The organism is Bacillus sp. LUNF1, assembly GCF_011008975.1.
Lineage (GTDB): Bacteria > Bacillota > Bacilli > Bacillales > Bacillaceae > Bacillus > Bacillus velezensis.
Window position 1 is genome coordinate 2,421,367 of sequence record NZ_CP048876.1, and the last position, 14,531, is coordinate 2,435,897.

Genomic DNA, 14,531 nt, shown 5'->3' on the forward strand with positions numbered 1-14,531 from the left:
CCCGGCCCTCTATTTATGCACACCGGCTAAAATCAGCACCACTCCCGCAAAAATCAATATTAATTTTGCATATGAGAGCTGTCCGGCAATCTGATAAATGCCGATCGTCATCGTGATGATAAAGATCAGCGGGCCGACGATTGCCAAAATACTATTCACCACAACCGCTTTTCTGATGTCGTTTGTCAAAAGCATGATAATAGCGGCCGATAATTCAATGAGCGAGGACAAAACTCGTAAACCGGCCATCGTTAAAACAGTAGAATTGATTGAACCAAACAAAAATTTCATTGCAATCCCCCAACTTCAAGCATTTTGTTACACTATATGCTCTAGCTGACGGAAGTAGTCTCACTATTTTCATATAGAAGAAAGATTCTGAGGCAGAACGCAAAAAAAGCCTGCCCCGTAAAAGGAGCAGACTCCGAAAGTCTTTGACTACGCTCTTGACACGTAAGAGCCGTCTGATGTATTTACAACTAGCGTATCGCCTTCGTTCACGAAGAACGGTACGTTTACGACAAGACCTGTTTCCGTTTTGGCAGGTTTTGTGCCGCCTGACGCCGTGTCGCCTTTAATTCCCGGCTCAGTTTCAACAACTTTCAGTTCAACTGTGTTCGGCAGTTCAATACCGAGCGTTTCAGACTGATACATCATGATGTGCACAGACATATTTTCCAGAAGATATTTTAATTCTTCTTCGATTTGGTTTTCGTTCAATTCAAGCTGTTCATATGAGCTTGTATCCATGAACACGTGCTGATCGCCGTTGGCATAAAGATACTGCATCGTTTTTGTTTCGATTTGCGCTTTCGCGACTTTTTCACCTGCACGGAATGTTTTCTCCTGAATAGCGCCCGTGCGCAGGTTACGCAATTTAGAACGGACAAATGCCGCTCCTTTTCCCGGCTTTACGTGCTGGAAGTCAACGACGCGCCAAATGCCGCCGTCTACTTCAATCGTTAGTCCTGTACGAAAATCGTTAACTGAAATCATGTTTGATGTCCTCCTATATTCCGATCACAAAATAATTAATTCTTTTGGGGAATGCGTAATTGTCCGGTTGCCGTCCTCAGTGATGATGATATCATCTTCGATTCTTGCGCCCCCAACATCCGGTATGTATATGCCCGGCTCGACCGTTACCGCCATGCCCGGCTCAAGAACGGCCGATGACCTGAAAGACAGCCCCGGTGATTCATGGACTTCCATTCCGAACCCGTGTCCTGTCGAATGGCCGAAATACTGTCCGTAGCCTTTTGCGGTGATGTGATCCCTCGTCAGGGCGTCCGCTTCTTTTCCCGTCATGCCGGGTTTAATATGCAGGACACCAAGCGCTTGGGCATCGTATACGACCTGATAAATCTCTTTCAGTTTATCACTTGGCTCTCCGACCGCGACGGTGCGTGTGATATCAGAACAATAGCCTTTATAATAAGCGCCGAAATCGAGCGTGACCAAGTCTCCCTTTTCAATCAATTTGCCGCTTGCCACTCCGTGGGGAAGGCTGGATCTGACTCCCGAGGCGACGATCATATCAAAGGAAGAGCCGTCTGCTCCTTGACGTCTCATATAAAATTCAAGCTCGTTTGCAACTGAAATCTCTGAGATGCCTGGTTTGATAAACGTCAGAATATGTTCAAACGCATCATCCGCAATCTTCGCAGCTTCCTCTAATATCTTAATCTCTTCACTTGACTTAATCAAGCGCAACTTTTCAACGGAATCCGCGACGGGAACCATCTCCGCTTCCTGCAGCACAGCTTGGTAGGATGCATATGTTCCGTACGTCATGCTGTTTTGCTCGAAGCCGAGTTTTTTAATGCCGTACTCAAGAATCGTATCCGCAGCCGTTTGGATTAAGCTTCCGCCGTGCTCGATAATGTCAAAACCCTTCACTTGCGTCTTCGCCTGCTCGGTGTAACGGAAATCCGTGATAAATGCCGCACGTTCTTTCGATATGACCGCAAGGCCTGACGAACCCGTAAATCCCGTCATATACTGCAGATTGGCGGAGCTTGTCACCAATATTCCGTCTATATCCAGCTGACCGAAAAGATTTCGCAATTTCTCAAGTTTCATTCCCTTTCTCCTCCTCGCCGATTCTTGACTGCCGCCTGACAACGCGGGAGCATCCCCGCTCGGTTTTCAGCATAAAAAATGTTCACTTCTCGTGAACATTTTACCATACCGGACAGGGATTATACACTTATTCACTTGTTGCCAAGCGCCCTTGCAAGCTTGTCTGACGTAAGTTCATTGTAGTTGAAGGAAATTGAGTAGCCGACAAACAAACCGTACAGAATGTAAAGGCAAAGCGTCGTCACGATTGTATCTGATTTCAATTCAGTGACGGATTTCACATCTTCGAAAATCGGATTGAATAAGAAAAAAACCGCACACCATAAAATGATGCCGTACACCATTCCCGGCCACATGGTTTTAAAACGCTTCAGGCACACGAAATAAATGAACGCTCCGGCAATTGAAATCAACCCGATGACAACGATGCTGACCATCGTGCCGACCCATTGTTTTTTCCATTCTCCGATCATAAACGGCTGGAGAATCATGTTGGGGCTGATCTCTGAAAAATGAAAGACATACCCGAGATAGCCGATCAAACTCCAAAATACACCGCCGGCAAATCCGATACCGCAAATTCTGCCGGTAAATGAAACAGGCTGCTGATCATCATCCTGCTTCTTTTTTTCTTCCTGTTCTGAATGTTTTTCGCTTGTCATCATGGCACCTCCAGTCATAGACTGCCCCAAAATTGAAAAGTCATAAAAAGCTGCGCCATATTTTCATTCAATGAGTAAATTCTAAAAAAACGGGGTATACTGCATGTAGAAAAAGCATTGATTTTCCGGCTGTCTAACTAGAGGTTTACCGCAGTTTCCTGTACAATAGAGTGAAAGGAAATGGTTAGTAAATCCTAAGAAAACAGGCAGGTTGATAAACAATGTCCAAACAAAAAACGCCCCCTGCATACGGCGGGCAGGCTGTCGTTGAAGGAGTCATGTTCGGCGGCAGAAAAAATTATGTTACCGCCATCCGCAGGAATGACGGAAGCATTGATTTTTTCAAGCTTCCGAGAGTGCCGAACGCCAAGCTTTCGGCTTTAAAAAAGATTCCTTTTTTGCGGGGAATCGTCGCCATCATTGAGGCGAGCGCCAACGGCACAAAGCATTTAAACTTTTCCAGCGAACGTTACGGGCTTGATCCTCAAGATGACGCCAAGCTGGAGCAGGAAGATAAGAAAGGTTCGGGCTTATCGATGTTTTTCAGCCTGGCGGTGATCGGCGTTCTGTCGTTTTTGTTCAGTAAATTCGTTTTCACGCTCGTCCCGGTCTTCTTAGCGGAGCTTGTAAGGCCCGTATTTTCCTCAGACGCCGCGCAGATCGGAATCGAAAGTCTGTTTAAGCTGATTCTGCTTCTCGGCTACATTTATTTTTTATCAATGACGCCGTTAATTAAAAGAGTGTTTCAATATCATGGAGCCGAACATAAGGTCATAAACTGTTATGAACAGAATTTGCCAATTACAATAGAAAATGTTCAGAAACAGTCACGGCTTCATTACCGTTGCGGTTCAAGCTTTATTTTATTTACGATCATTGTCGGCATGTTCGTCTATTTACTCGTTCCGACAGATCCGCTTTGGGTGCGGATTTTAGACAGGATTGCGCTTATACCTGTCGTTCTCGGCATCTCCTTTGAAGTGCTCCAGCTGACGAACAGAGTGCGGAATATCCCCGTTTTGAAAGTGCTCGGTTATCCCGGCCTGTGGCTGCAGCTTTTAACGACAAAGGAACCGGCGGATGACCAGGTCGAGGTTGCCATAGAAAGCTTTAACGAGCTTCTCAGACTGGAAGACATTTCAGAACAGAGCGAAAAGCCGTCTCACAACGTAATCTGAACCGTTACCGTTATTATTTTGGAGGTGGGCAGTTATGAATCATCGTGTACAACCTTTTTTTGCTGTATTAATAGCGCTTGGCGCATTCGGTTTCATTTATGCGGCGGTAACCAACCCCGGGCAGATGATTTCAAGAGCGATCACCGTTATTATCGCAGGCATCATTATTTATTTTATCGTGAGGACGGTCCTGAACCGCCGCACCGGCCGTGACGGAACCGCTTTCAGAAAAGCGGCCAGACAATCGCGGCTCCGAATGAAGGAGCAAAAAGCGAAGCACCGCGCCGGACACAGAGGCCGGGTCAGCCATTTGCGGAGCGTGCCGAGCAGCAGCAGACCGAAGCCGATGATTCTTAAGAAAAAAAGCCAGACCCAGCTTACCGTCATAGAAGGTAAAAAGAATAAAAAGAAAAACAGAGCGCTTTTTTAATAGCTCCATTGCTTCAAAAATTGCTCTGTTCTGCTTTTTCCTAGCTCAATGAGAGCTAGTTTTTTTTGCGGTGTGAGATGAAACTCCGTCGCCATCACATGTTCCACCGGAATAAAAATAATATTCTGTTCGTACTTTGTCGCGATATGCCTGGCATCATGAGCGTCTTTCATCGTTTCAAACAAAGCCCCGAACAGCTCAAAAGCGTTGCGGATTGATTTTTTCGGGCGCTCTTTTTCGTTGGGCGAAAGCGAAATTCCGATAACCGGCCGTTTGCGTTCTTTTGAATACAGCCAAATCGGGAAATTGCTTAACACGCCGCCGTCAACGACCGTCGAGGTGCCTTTTTCGGTCTTCAGTTTTATCGGTTCAAAAAAATAAGGAATACTGCAGCTCATTCTGACGGCTCTGGCAACCGGGAACATCTCCGGATTTAATCCGTAGCGGGGAAGATCGTCAGGAAGCACGATCATCGTTCCGTTCGTCAGATCTGAAGCGATGAGACGGAGCGAGCCTTTTTTCAAATCGCCGAACGCGATGATGCCCTTCGCTTTTAATTTATCCGCAATCCATTTTTCCAGCATATCGCCTCTGTATAGTCCGAGGCGCCAATATATCGACACCCACCGCAGGATTTTCAGCGGGAGGAATGAGTATCTCTGATCAAGCAATTGCCTTCCGTCCACCTCATCTATGATGGAATGAACCTCTCTGCTCGTATAGCCCGCAGCGATAAATGCGGCAATAATTGCGCCGGCGCTTGTTCCGGCGAGCCTTTCAAAGCGAAAGCCCTTTTCTTCCAGCGCTTCATAAGCGCCGGCAAGCGCCACCCCTTTTATCCCCCCGCCCGAAAATACGCCGTCAATCTGCATAGCGCGCCCTCTCCCTTCCATCTCAAGGTGTATTATTATTTTAAGAAACGGCTGGGCGAAATAGACCAAAGAATGAAGACATTAAAAAAAGGGCGCCCCATTTCGGGCTGCCCTTTATTCACCGGGATTTTCGGTTTTTTTCTGTACGGATTTCAATTCTTTTTTCCGGCTTTCGTCATCTTCAAAATACTGAACGAGGTCGCCGATGCGGTCAATGCTGTTCCAGCTCAGATGATGTTCGATTCCTTCAACATCATTGTAAATCTTCTCTTCATCAACACCAATGATTCTTAAAAACTGCTCAAGCAATTCGTGTCTGTATACGAGCCGTTTGCCGATCTTTTTGCCTTTTGACGTCAATACGAGCCCGCGATATTTTTCATAAATCAAATACTCGTCTTTATCTAGTTTTTGAACCATTTTCGTTACAGAGGAGGGGTGGACTGCCAAAGCTTCCGCAATATCAGAAACCCGTGCATATCCTTTTTCTTCTATCAGCATATAAATCTGTTCAATATAATCTTCCATACTTGGTGTTGTCATAAGTAACCCTCCCAAAAAGCACCTTAACTTTATAAACCATTACAAGTTTACACTAACGGTCATGAAAAAACAAGGATGCTTCCGGTCTGTCAAGCCTTATCAGCGCTTATAATTCCATTCATCAGACGCGTATTTCGTCTCAGCCAGCTCATTGACAAATGCAAGCTCCTCAGACGTGAGTGTGTAAGGCTCAAGATGAATGTTCAGCCCTTCCTCAAAACCGGCTTTAAAAGCGATTCTGGCCTCATCCATCGTTACCCGTTTCGGCGCTAAGGCGTTGATGGCTACCGCTTTGTTTTTGAAATTCCGCTGCATGCGCTCACGGACTCTGTCGCTCGGATATAAAAACAGATCAAACAGCTTATCCTCATCAATGTCAAGCAGGATGGAACCGTGCTGAAGAATGACGCCTTTTTGGCGTGTCTGTGCGCTTCCGGCAACTTTCCGTCCTTCGACGACCAGTTCATACCACGAAGGCGCATCAAAGCAGACGGACGAGCGCGGATTTTTCAAGCTTTCTTTTTCTTTCTCCGTTCGCGGAATCGCAAAGCAGGCATCAAGTCCAAGGTTTCTGAATCCCTGCAGAATACCTTCTGAAATCACCCGGTACGCCTCTGTCACCGTGGCCGGCATTTCCGGGTGATCCTCTGAAACGATTACGCTGTATGTCAATTCTTTATCATGCAGAACACCCCGTCCGCCTGTCGGTCTTCTGACAAACCCGAGGCCGTGTTTATGTACTGCGTCAAAGTTAATTTCCTTCTTAATATTTTGAAAATACCCGACAGACAAAGTTGCCGGATTCCAGCCGTAAAAACGGATCACCGGAGGAATTTTTTTTTGGCTGTGCCAATATAAAAGCGCTTCATCCAGCGCCATGTTAAATGCCGGGCTTTCATTCCCTGAGTCAATAAACCGCCATGTTTCTTTTTCCATACACTGAACCCTTCTTTATCGTTTTAATAAAATCAGTTTAACAAACTGCATTGAAAATGAAAAATATTTCGTTTCATTAAGGATGACAATCGCTTCATGCTTTACTATAATAGTATTTGTCCCAAAACGTCCGGTAAGCCTTGTTTTCAGGAAGCAGGGTTTTATTTTATAAGCTAAAGGAGTAGAATCGCATTGTCTAATATGATTGCTTTAATTATTGTTGCGGCGTTTATCGTTTATATGATCGTGTCGTATTTTTACCAGCAGCGTTTAATGAAAACACTTACGGAAGAGGAATTCCGCGCGGGCTACAGAAAAGCGCAGCTGATTGACGTCCGTGAACCGAATGAATTTGAAGGCGGCCATATTCTCGGCGCGCGCAACATTCCGCTGTCACAGCTGAAACAGCGCAAAAGTGAAATCCGTCCTGATAAACCCGTTTATCTGTACTGCCAAAACAATGTCCGCAGCGGACGCGCGGCACAGACGCTCCGCAAACACGGCTGTAAAGACATTTACAACCTGAAAGGCGGATTTAAAAAATGGGGCGGAAAAATTAAAGCAAAAAACTAATCATAAAAAAGAGCTGTCCGTTTTATACGGAAGCTCTTTTTTTACACCGTGTCAGCGGCTGACGCGAGGTGTATGTTCGTACTTTAAAACCGGCTTTCTTGCCGCCTTGGTTTCATCCATTCTTTTGACAACTGTTGTATGCGGCGCCTCCTGAACGATTTCAGGCGATTCCTCCGCTTCCCGCGCAATTTGAACCATGGCATCTATAAACGCATCAAGCGTTTCCTTTGATTCCGTTTCCGTCGGTTCGATCATGATGCTTTCTTCAACATTGAGAGGAAAATACACAGTCGGCGGATGATAGCCGAAATCCAAAAGCCGTTTGGCAATATCAAGCGTTCGTACGCCAAGCTTTTTCTGCCTTCTTCCCGATAACACAAATTCATGCTTGCAATGACGGTCATACGGGAGATCATAATAAGGCGCGAGTCTTCTCATCATATAATTTGCATTTAAAACCGCGTTTTCGGTCACGGCTTTTAAGCCGTCAGGCCCCATGGAACGGATATACGTGTAGGCTCTGACATTAATGCCGAAGTTGCCGTAATAAGGTTTTACGCGCCCGATCGACTGCGGCCGGTCATAGTCAAAAGTCAAACGGCCCTCTTTTTTCGTGAGAACGGGTTTCGGCAGATACGGAATGAATTCTTTTTTCACTCCGACCGGCCCTGAGCCAGGTCCTCCCCCGCCGTGCGGCCCGGTAAATGTTTTATGCAGATTAAGGTGAACGACGTCAAATCCCATATCTCCCGGTCTTGCTTTACTTAAAACGGCATTTAAATTCGCTCCGTCATAATAAAGCTTTCCGCCGGCCTGATGGACGATTTCAGCCATTTCCGTAATGTTTTCCTCAAATAACCCGAGGGTGTTCGGATTCGTCAGCATCAGCGCCGCTGTTTCTTCATTTACCGCTCTTTTCAAATCTTCAATGTCAACCAGCCCGTGCTCATTTGACTTGACGGTAATCGTTTCAAAACCGGCGACCGTGGCGGATGCCGGATTCGTGCCGTGGGCTGAATCAGGGACAATCACCTTCGTCCGTCCGAAGTCTCCCCGCGCTTCGTGATAGGCGCGGATCATCATCAGGCCGGTCCATTCGCCGTGAGCGCCCGCCGCAGGCTGCAGCGTCACCTCGTCCATGCCCGTAATCTCCTCCAAGTGTCCGCTTAAATCGTATAAAAGCTCAAGCGCCCCCTGAACAGTATCCTCGTCCTGAAGCGGATGAATCGCGGAAAAACCTGCGATCCGGGCGATTTTTTCATTTAATTTCGGATTGTATTTCATCGTACAGGAGCCGAGCGGATAAAAGCCTGAATCAACTCCGTGGTTTCTCCTAGAAAGAGCGGTATAATGCCGCATAATATCAAGCTCTGATACTTCCGGCAGCTTTGCGTCTTCATCGCGGATATAGCCACCGGGAAGAAGGCTTTCAAGCTCTGTTTCCGGCACATCAAGCTCCGGAAGGCTGTAACCGACACGCCCTTCGCGGGACATTTCAAAAATAAGCGCCTGATCTTGATTATTCATGTTGATCCCCCAATCCCGCAATAAGCGAATCGATCTCTTCTTTTGTTCTCAGCTCTGTGACGGCAATGAGCATATGCTGATTCAGTTCCGGATACGCAAGGCCTAAGTCATATCCGCCGATGATGCCGTCTTGCAGGAGCCGCCGGTTTGCTTCCTTGACGGGAAGATTCAGCCTGACGGCAAATTCATTAAATATCGGGCCATCAAATGCTACGTGTAAGCCGGCTTTTTCCGCTTGGCGTCTCGCGTAATCAGCTTTCAATATATTTTGGCGGGCCATGTCTTTGACGCCGTTTTTTCCGAGCGCCGTCATCGCGACTGAAGCCGCTAAAGCATTCAGCGCCTGATTTGAACAAATGTTAGACGTGGCTTTGTCTCTTCTGATATGCTGCTCGCGCGCCTGAAGAGTGAGAACAAAACCTCTTCGCCCGTTTTCATCCTCCGTTTGGCCGACAAGCCGGCCCGGCACCTTTCTCATCAGTTTTTTCGTTACTGCAAAATAGCCGCAGTGCGGGCCGCCGAACGCCGCAGGTATGCCGAAAGGCTGCGCGTCCCCGACGACGATATCAGCTCCGTATGCCCCGGGCGGTCTCAAAATACCGAGCGCGAGCGGGTTTGAAGAAACAATCAGCTGGCTGTTTCCTTTATGTGCAAGCGGCTCAATGTCCTTTAACGGCTCGATTTGTCCGAAGAAGTTCGGATATTGGACGATCACGGCGGCCGTTTCATCACAAATGGCATGTTCCAATGCTTCAAGATCTGTGACGCCGTTTTTCGCAGGCACCTCTACAACCTCAATATATTGGCCCTTTGCGTATGTTTTCAAAACATCCCGCGATTCCGGATGAACGGCTGCGGAAATGACGATTTTTTTCTTTTTCGTATGGCCCGACGCAAGCATCGCCGCTTCCGCCAGCGCCGTTCCCCCGTCGTACATAGAGGAGTTTGCGATATCCATTCCCGTTAATTCACAGATCATCGTTTGAAATTCAAAAATCGCCTGCAGCTCTCCTTGTGAGATTTCAGGCTGGTAAGGTGTATATGCCGTGTAAAACTCTGATCGGGATATCACATGATCGACGATAACCGGCTGGTAGTGATCGTACACTCCTGCGCCCAGAAAAGATGCATATGTAACAGCGTCTTTATTTTTCGCCGCAAGCTTCGTCAGCTCTCTCGTCAGCTCAGTTTCTGACTTTGCTTGTTTAATGCGGTAGTCTTTTTGAAACCGTACATTTTCCGGAATATCGGCAAACAGTTCATCAATTGTTTCTGCGCCGATGGCTTTCAGCATTTCTTTTTTATCCTGTTCTGTCGCGGGCAAATATCGATGCTTCATATGACTCTCCTTTTTCAGCTCTGTTTTGGACGTTTATAAAACGGTGTGCGGACAATCTTCGCTTTTACCGTTTTTTTACGGATTTCCACTTCTACTTCCGTTCCGACTTCACTGAATTCCGTTTTGATTAAGGCAAGGCCGATATTTTTCTTTAAAGTCGGAGATTGCGTGCCTGTCGTGACTTCACCGATCGGAACACCGTCTTTTTTCACGGCGTACCCGTGTCTCGGAATCCCTTTTTCAATCATCTCAAGTCCGACCAGCTTTCGCGGGGCTCCTTTTTCTTTCTGTTCGCGCAATACTGATTTCCCAAAAAAATCGGAATCTTTCTTGTGTTTCACGGCAAATCCGATTCCGGCTTCAATCGGTGTAATATCTTTCGTCAATTCCTGACCGTATAAAGCAAGCTTCGCTTCAAATCTCAGCGTATCACGGGCGCCGAGGCCGCACGGAACGAGGCCTTCATGCTCTCCCGCTGCAAGTATCTCCTTAAATAGATGAACCGCATCTTCATTGCGGCAATATAACTCAAATCCGTCTTCACCGGTATAGCCTGTTCTTGAAAGCAGGACTTGACGTCCGGCAACGTCCGCCTCGTCAATAAATGTAAACGGCTTTAAGGAGGACAAATCACATTCAGTCAGCTTCGTAAGAACCGACTGAGCATTCGGCCCCTGAACAGCAAGCAGTGAAATCCCGTCAGACTGATTCGTCAGCGTGACATCGCCTTCCGTATGTTCCGTCAGCCAAGCGATGTCTTTTTCAATATTAGACGCGTTAATCACGAGCAGATAGCAGCTCTCGCTTTTCTGATAGATCAGCAAGTCATCGACCGTACCGCCGTCAGGATAACACATGGCGGTATAGAGCGCGTTTCCCGGCTTTAAATCGGCAACGTCATTTGTCATCATTTTTTGGAGAAAAGACAGGGCGTCTTTACCGGATACTTCGACTTCCCCCATATGGGACACATCAAACAGGCCCGCTTTTGTGCGGACGGCTTCATGCTCCTCTTTAATAGAAGAAAATTGAACCGGCAGCTCCCATCCTCCAAAATCAATTGTTTTTCCGCCGTATTCTTTATACACGTCATAAAGCGGTGTTCGTTTCAGCATCATCTTCCCCCTTCAGTCATTGGCGCATTGTAAAAACATATAAAAAAGGACAGAGAAACACCTCATGAAAATGAAGGTTTCTCTGTCCCGGCACCTGAAAGTTTACTTTATGAACATATCATAAAGACGTCCCCTTTGGTGGCCTGCTTCTTCTAAACGCAGACACTCTCCAGAGTTGCGTCGAGCAAGAGTTCTTTTGCCTGAGAGATTCACTCGCAGTTTGCTCCTTCGGCGCCCGGACGCCCATCTTTCGTCCGAGTCTCTCCCCTTGCTGTCATCCGCTCATATTTACCAATTTTATGGACATACTAAAGCAATATCTTTTAGTGAAATCATTACTTATATCCTACCACCCTCACTTACGTCCGGCAACAAAAATTATGATAAATCAGTTTTTTAAAAGAAAGGCGGTTTTGTTACATATGACAGCAGAGATCATATTTGATGCAAACTGGCCGGGAGAGTTTTCTGAGCGGCTGAAAACGGACGGTCCCTGGTCAAATTGGGAGATGTACAAACTGTCGGCTGAAGTCCAGCAGACCCTTGCCATTCCTGAATTTGAAGGTTTGAGGGCTCCTTTATACCTTCCCGATTTCACTCCGCTTCCCCATCAGCTTGAAGTCGCGCAGAAAGTCGTTGAAAAAATGAACGGCAAGGCAATTTTGGCTGATGAAGTGGGGCTCGGAAAAACGGTGGAAGCGGGCCTGATTTTAAAAGAATATATGATTCGCGGGCTGGCCAAAAAAATCCTGATTCTTGTGCCGGCATCACTCGTTTCCCAGTGGGTGAAAGAGCTTCAGGAGAAGTTTTTAATACCCGCTGTTGAACAGAAAAAAAGCTATGTGTGGGAACAGTGCGATATCGTCGTTTCTTCTATTGATACGGCCAAACGCTCGCCTCACAAAGACATTGTGCTTTCTATTCCGTATGATCTCGTCATTATTGACGAGGCGCACAAGCTCAAAAACAGCAAAACGAAAAATTATGAATTTGCGAGAAGTCTTGTGAAGAAATACTGCCTGCTTCTGACGGCGACACCGATTCAAAACCGAATCGAAGAAATCTTCAATTTAGTGTCACTGTTAAAACCCGGCCATTTAGGAAACGAAAGCGGATTTCAAGAAACCTTCAATCGGAAGGACGGGATTGACGCTCATGAGCATTTGAAAGAGCTCGTCAATAAGGTGATGATCCGCAACACGCGGAGCGACACCGGCCTTACATGGACGAAGCGCCATGTGGAAACAGTGCCGATCACCTTTTCACCGACGGAACAGGCGCTTTACGATGACATCGTCGCACTGAAAAACGGCACGGAAAAGCCCGCAAGCGCATTTTCCATTATGACGCTGCAAAGAGAGTGCTGTTCAAGCAGGGAAGCCGTGTATATGACGCTCAAAAAAATGCTTGACCAAAAAGACAAACAAGCGCCCGCATTCGATGATCAGACAATCGCTAATTTAATGGACCGCATTAATCAAGTCACGCAAAACTCAAAAGCGATTCAAGTTGTTGACTTGATCCAAAAGATTAATGATAAAGTCATTATTTTCACTGAATACAGGGCGACACAGATTTACCTGCAATGGTTCCTTCAGCAGAACGGCATAAGCTCCGTTCCGTTCAGAGGCGGATTTAAACGCGGAAAAAAAGACTGGATGAAGGACCTCTTCCGCAGCAAAGTGCAAGTGCTGATCGCTACAGAAGCCGGAGGCGAAGGGATCAACCTGCAATTCTGCAACCATATAATCAATTATGACCTCCCGTGGAACCCGATGCGGCTTGAACAAAGAATCGGAAGGATTCACAGACTCGGTCAGGAAAGAGATGTCCATATCTACAATATGGCGACAAAACATACGGTGGAAGAGCATATCTTAAAACTTCTGTATGACAAAATTCATTTATTTGAAAATGTCGTCGGAGAATTAGATGACATCTTAACAAAAATCAAAGTGAGCAATTTCGAAGACCATTTGCATGATATTTTATGCCATTCGCTGACAGAGGAAGAAATGAGAATCAAAATGGACAATCTCACCTCTTTTCTGTCGTACGGTACGGGAAAGCCCGCCAGAAAAAAAGGATCTTAATCTAAAAGGAGGAAGCGCGACATGAGACAGCAGGAGGTTCACGAATTTTTACTGCGCTTTTTTGAAGCGAACCACTGTCCGATTACAGAACACGGGCCGGGTTTTATGACGGTTCAGTTGACGGTCGAGATGGACAAACAAATTATGAACCGCCCGTTTTATTGGCATTGGCGTGAAAAAACGGGCGGCGAACCGAACCCGATGAAGATTACGTTCATCACTGATAAAGAAACGGCTCCGGAGGATATGGACGGCGAATTTATTTACTTTGGAGCCCCGCGCCTCTTTCAAATCTTTCAAGCAGTTAAACAAAATGGGAGATTTACAAGAATATATGAGAAAATTGTATCAGCCGGAGCCAGAGTTCCGCTTCAGCCCTGGCTTGGATTAAATGTAGTGATTTCATACCAATCCGACATGAAAAAAGACAGACTTTTGTCTTTAGGCCTGCATCTTGTTTCTGGAACCATTATAGAAGGGTTTCAGCAGAAGCTTGCACCGCTTCCGCTGACCTCGCAAATATCAGACTATTGCTTTACCATATCGCCGATGATTAAGCCGGAAAGCGGGATTAAAAGGATGGAGCATTACTTAAAAGACGCTGCCGCCAAAGAGCCGTCAGCCTGGGCTGACAGCGCGATCGCCAGATGGAAAAAGGACCTCAGGCTGCTCGATCAGTTTTATGAGCAGACAGAGGAAAAACCTGAGGAATACCATTTGGAAAAACAAGCGCTGAAAGCCTTATATCAGCCGAAAATTCACATTCAGATCGAAAACGGCGGTTTATTTTTCCTGCAAAGTAATTTTTCTGGGTAAGCGTTATCCATTCGACACCTTTCCCGTTTTTTCTGGAAATTCTATATTATAATAAAAGTATATAGAAAAAATTTCTGGCGTTTCGCATGCGATGAATCACTTCCAGACATGTAAAGAAAAGGTCATGGGCGGATTGGCTGAAATACATAAACAAGTATTTTAGGAGGAGAAAATGCATGAAAAATGCAAAAATGGAATTTTCGCAATTAGATAAGGAATGGGTTGAGCTGATATTAGAAGCCCAAAAAGCAAATATCAGCCTAGAAGAAATACGCAAATACCTGCTTTCGAATAAAAAGTCTTCTCAACATGTCCAGGCAGCCAGAAGTCATACCGTAAATCCTTTCTGAATGTGCTATAATATC

16 protein-coding genes and 1 riboswitch are annotated in these 14,531 nt (G+C 46.2%); of the genes, 6 read left to right on the plus strand and 10 right to left on the minus strand.

Going from position 1 to position 14,531, the window contains the following annotated elements:
- Positions 1–9: 9 nt before the first annotated feature.
- The 4 genes from G4O42_RS11535 to G4O42_RS11550 form a co-directional block, all read right to left on the minus strand.
- The gene (locus G4O42_RS11535; protein WP_003153124.1) at positions 10–291 is read right to left on the minus strand and encodes a YqhV family protein; all 282 of its coding nucleotides are present in this window, start codon (positions 289–291) and stop codon (positions 10–12) included.
- A 147-nt stretch (positions 292–438) separates the two neighbouring features.
- The gene (efp, locus tag G4O42_RS11540) at positions 439–996 is read right to left on the minus strand and encodes an elongation factor P (protein WP_003153123.1); all 558 of its coding nucleotides are present in this window, start codon (positions 994–996) and stop codon (positions 439–441) included.
- Between the two features lie 24 nt (positions 997–1,020).
- Complete coding sequence (locus tag G4O42_RS11545) at positions 1,021–2,082, minus strand: M24 family metallopeptidase (RefSeq protein WP_032874041.1); 1,062 nt, start codon at positions 2,080–2,082, stop codon at positions 1,021–1,023.
- Positions 2,083–2,213: 131 nt separating this feature from the next.
- Positions 2,214–2,744, minus strand: coding sequence for a YqhR family membrane protein (locus G4O42_RS11550; protein ID WP_032874039.1), 531 nt, complete (start codon positions 2,742–2,744; stop codon positions 2,214–2,216).
- A 221-nt stretch (positions 2,745–2,965) separates the two neighbouring features.
- Between G4O42_RS11550 and G4O42_RS11555 the strand changes: the two genes are divergently transcribed.
- Positions 2,966–3,922 (plus strand): DUF1385 domain-containing protein, encoded by a 957-nt coding sequence (locus G4O42_RS11555; RefSeq protein ID WP_003153120.1) that lies wholly within the window; start codon positions 2,966–2,968, stop codon positions 3,920–3,922.
- Between the two features lie 34 nt (positions 3,923–3,956).
- Positions 3,957–4,352, plus strand: a complete 396-nt coding sequence (locus tag G4O42_RS11560; RefSeq protein WP_007408340.1) for an SA1362 family protein — start codon at positions 3,957–3,959, stop codon at positions 4,350–4,352.
- Here the strand turns inward: G4O42_RS11560 and G4O42_RS11565 are convergent.
- The 3 genes from G4O42_RS11565 to G4O42_RS11575 all read right to left on the minus strand — a co-directional run bounded on the left by G4O42_RS11565 (position 4,349) and on the right by G4O42_RS11575 (position 6,703).
- Complete coding sequence (locus G4O42_RS11565) at positions 4,349–5,224, minus strand: patatin-like phospholipase family protein (RefSeq protein WP_012117971.1); 876 nt, start codon at positions 5,222–5,224, stop codon at positions 4,349–4,351. The genes G4O42_RS11560 and G4O42_RS11565 overlap by 4 nt on opposite strands.
- A 114-nt stretch (positions 5,225–5,338) precedes the next feature.
- Positions 5,339–5,767, minus strand: coding sequence for a transcriptional regulator MntR (mntR, locus tag G4O42_RS11570; RefSeq protein WP_007408338.1), 429 nt, complete (start codon positions 5,765–5,767; stop codon positions 5,339–5,341).
- 99 nt (positions 5,768–5,866) lie between these two features.
- On the minus strand, positions 5,867–6,703 hold the full coding sequence (locus G4O42_RS11575; protein WP_003153114.1) for a lipoate--protein ligase family protein: 837 nt from the start codon (positions 6,701–6,703) through the stop codon (positions 5,867–5,869).
- Between the two features lie 192 nt (positions 6,704–6,895).
- Here G4O42_RS11575 and G4O42_RS11580 point away from each other — a divergent pair, with 192 nt between their 5' ends.
- The gene (locus G4O42_RS11580) at positions 6,896–7,276 is read left to right on the plus strand and encodes a rhodanese-like domain-containing protein (protein WP_007408335.1); all 381 of its coding nucleotides are present in this window, start codon (positions 6,896–6,898) and stop codon (positions 7,274–7,276) included.
- A gap of 51 nt (positions 7,277–7,327) precedes the next feature.
- On the opposite strand, the gene gcvPB is transcribed toward G4O42_RS11580, so the two are convergent.
- The 3 genes from gcvPB to gcvT are packed head-to-tail and all read right to left on the minus strand — an operon-like array spanning position 7,328 to position 11,257.
- Positions 7,328–8,803 (minus strand): aminomethyl-transferring glycine dehydrogenase subunit GcvPB, encoded by a 1,476-nt coding sequence (gcvPB, locus tag G4O42_RS11585; RefSeq protein WP_032874037.1) that lies wholly within the window; start codon positions 8,801–8,803, stop codon positions 7,328–7,330.
- Positions 8,796–10,142 carry an aminomethyl-transferring glycine dehydrogenase subunit GcvPA gene (gcvPA, locus tag G4O42_RS11590; protein WP_032874035.1) on the minus strand — a complete coding sequence of 449 codons (1,347 nt, stop codon included), beginning with the start codon at positions 10,140–10,142 and terminating at the stop codon, positions 8,796–8,798. Before gcvPA ends, gcvPB begins: the two co-directional genes overlap by 8 nt.
- Positions 10,143–10,156: 14 nt before the next feature.
- Positions 10,157–11,257: a glycine cleavage system aminomethyltransferase GcvT gene (gcvT, locus tag G4O42_RS11595; RefSeq protein ID WP_032874033.1), complete on the minus strand. Its 1,101-nt coding sequence runs from the start codon at positions 11,255–11,257 to the stop codon at positions 10,157–10,159.
- Between the two features lie 178 nt (positions 11,258–11,435).
- A riboswitch (glycine riboswitch) is annotated at positions 11,436–11,535 on the minus strand.
- A gap of 144 nt (positions 11,536–11,679) precedes the next feature.
- On the opposite strand from gcvT, the gene G4O42_RS11600 reads away from it, so the two are divergent.
- The 3 genes from G4O42_RS11600 to sinI all read left to right on the plus strand — a co-directional run bounded on the left by G4O42_RS11600 (position 11,680) and on the right by sinI (position 14,516).
- The gene (locus G4O42_RS11600; RefSeq protein WP_032874031.1) at positions 11,680–13,350 is read left to right on the plus strand and encodes a DEAD/DEAH box helicase; all 1,671 of its coding nucleotides are present in this window, start codon (positions 11,680–11,682) and stop codon (positions 13,348–13,350) included.
- 21 nt (positions 13,351–13,371) lie between these two features.
- Positions 13,372–14,166: a YqhG family protein gene (locus G4O42_RS11605; protein ID WP_007612541.1), complete on the plus strand. Its 795-nt coding sequence runs from the start codon at positions 13,372–13,374 to the stop codon at positions 14,164–14,166.
- Between the two features lie 176 nt (positions 14,167–14,342).
- Positions 14,343–14,516, plus strand: coding sequence for an anti-repressor SinI (gene sinI, locus G4O42_RS11610; RefSeq protein WP_032874029.1), 174 nt, complete (start codon positions 14,343–14,345; stop codon positions 14,514–14,516).
- The last annotated feature ends 15 nt before the right edge of the window (positions 14,517–14,531 follow it).

Bases quoted from the DNA above. Each gene is read 5' to 3' on its own strand.
- G4O42_RS11535 (WP_003153124.1), bottom strand. From the start codon at position 291: ATGAAATTTTTGTTTGGTTCAATCAATTCTACTGTTTTAACGATGGCC.
- efp (WP_003153123.1), bottom strand. From the start codon at position 996: ATGATTTCAGTTAACGATTTTCGTACAGGACTAACGATTGAAGTAGAC.
- G4O42_RS11545 (WP_032874041.1), bottom strand. From the start codon at position 2,082: ATGAAACTTGAGAAATTGCGAAATCTTTTCGGTCAGCTGGATATAGAC.
- G4O42_RS11550 (WP_032874039.1), bottom strand. From the start codon at position 2,744: ATGACAAGCGAAAAACATTCAGAACAGGAAGAAAAAAAGAAGCAGGAT.
- G4O42_RS11555 (WP_003153120.1), top strand. From the start codon at position 2,966: ATGTCCAAACAAAAAACGCCCCCTGCATACGGCGGGCAGGCTGTCGTT.
- G4O42_RS11560 (WP_007408340.1), top strand. From the start codon at position 3,957: ATGAATCATCGTGTACAACCTTTTTTTGCTGTATTAATAGCGCTTGGC.
- G4O42_RS11565 (WP_012117971.1), bottom strand. From the start codon at position 5,224: ATGCAGATTGACGGCGTATTTTCGGGCGGGGGGATAAAAGGGGTGGCG.
- mntR (WP_007408338.1), bottom strand. From the start codon at position 5,767: ATGACAACACCAAGTATGGAAGATTATATTGAACAGATTTATATGCTG.
- G4O42_RS11575 (WP_003153114.1), bottom strand. From the start codon at position 6,703: ATGGAAAAAGAAACATGGCGGTTTATTGACTCAGGGAATGAAAGCCCG.
- gcvPB (WP_032874037.1), bottom strand. From the start codon at position 8,803: ATGAATAATCAAGATCAGGCGCTTATTTTTGAAATGTCCCGCGAAGGG.
- gcvPA (WP_032874035.1), bottom strand. From the start codon at position 10,142: ATGAAGCATCGATATTTGCCCGCGACAGAACAGGATAAAAAAGAAATG.
- gcvT (WP_032874033.1), bottom strand. From the start codon at position 11,257: ATGCTGAAACGAACACCGCTTTATGACGTGTATAAAGAATACGGCGGA.
- G4O42_RS11600 (WP_032874031.1), top strand. From the start codon at position 11,680: ATGACAGCAGAGATCATATTTGATGCAAACTGGCCGGGAGAGTTTTCT.
- G4O42_RS11605 (WP_007612541.1), top strand. From the start codon at position 13,372: ATGAGACAGCAGGAGGTTCACGAATTTTTACTGCGCTTTTTTGAAGCG.
- sinI (WP_032874029.1), top strand. From the start codon at position 14,343: ATGAAAAATGCAAAAATGGAATTTTCGCAATTAGATAAGGAATGGGTT.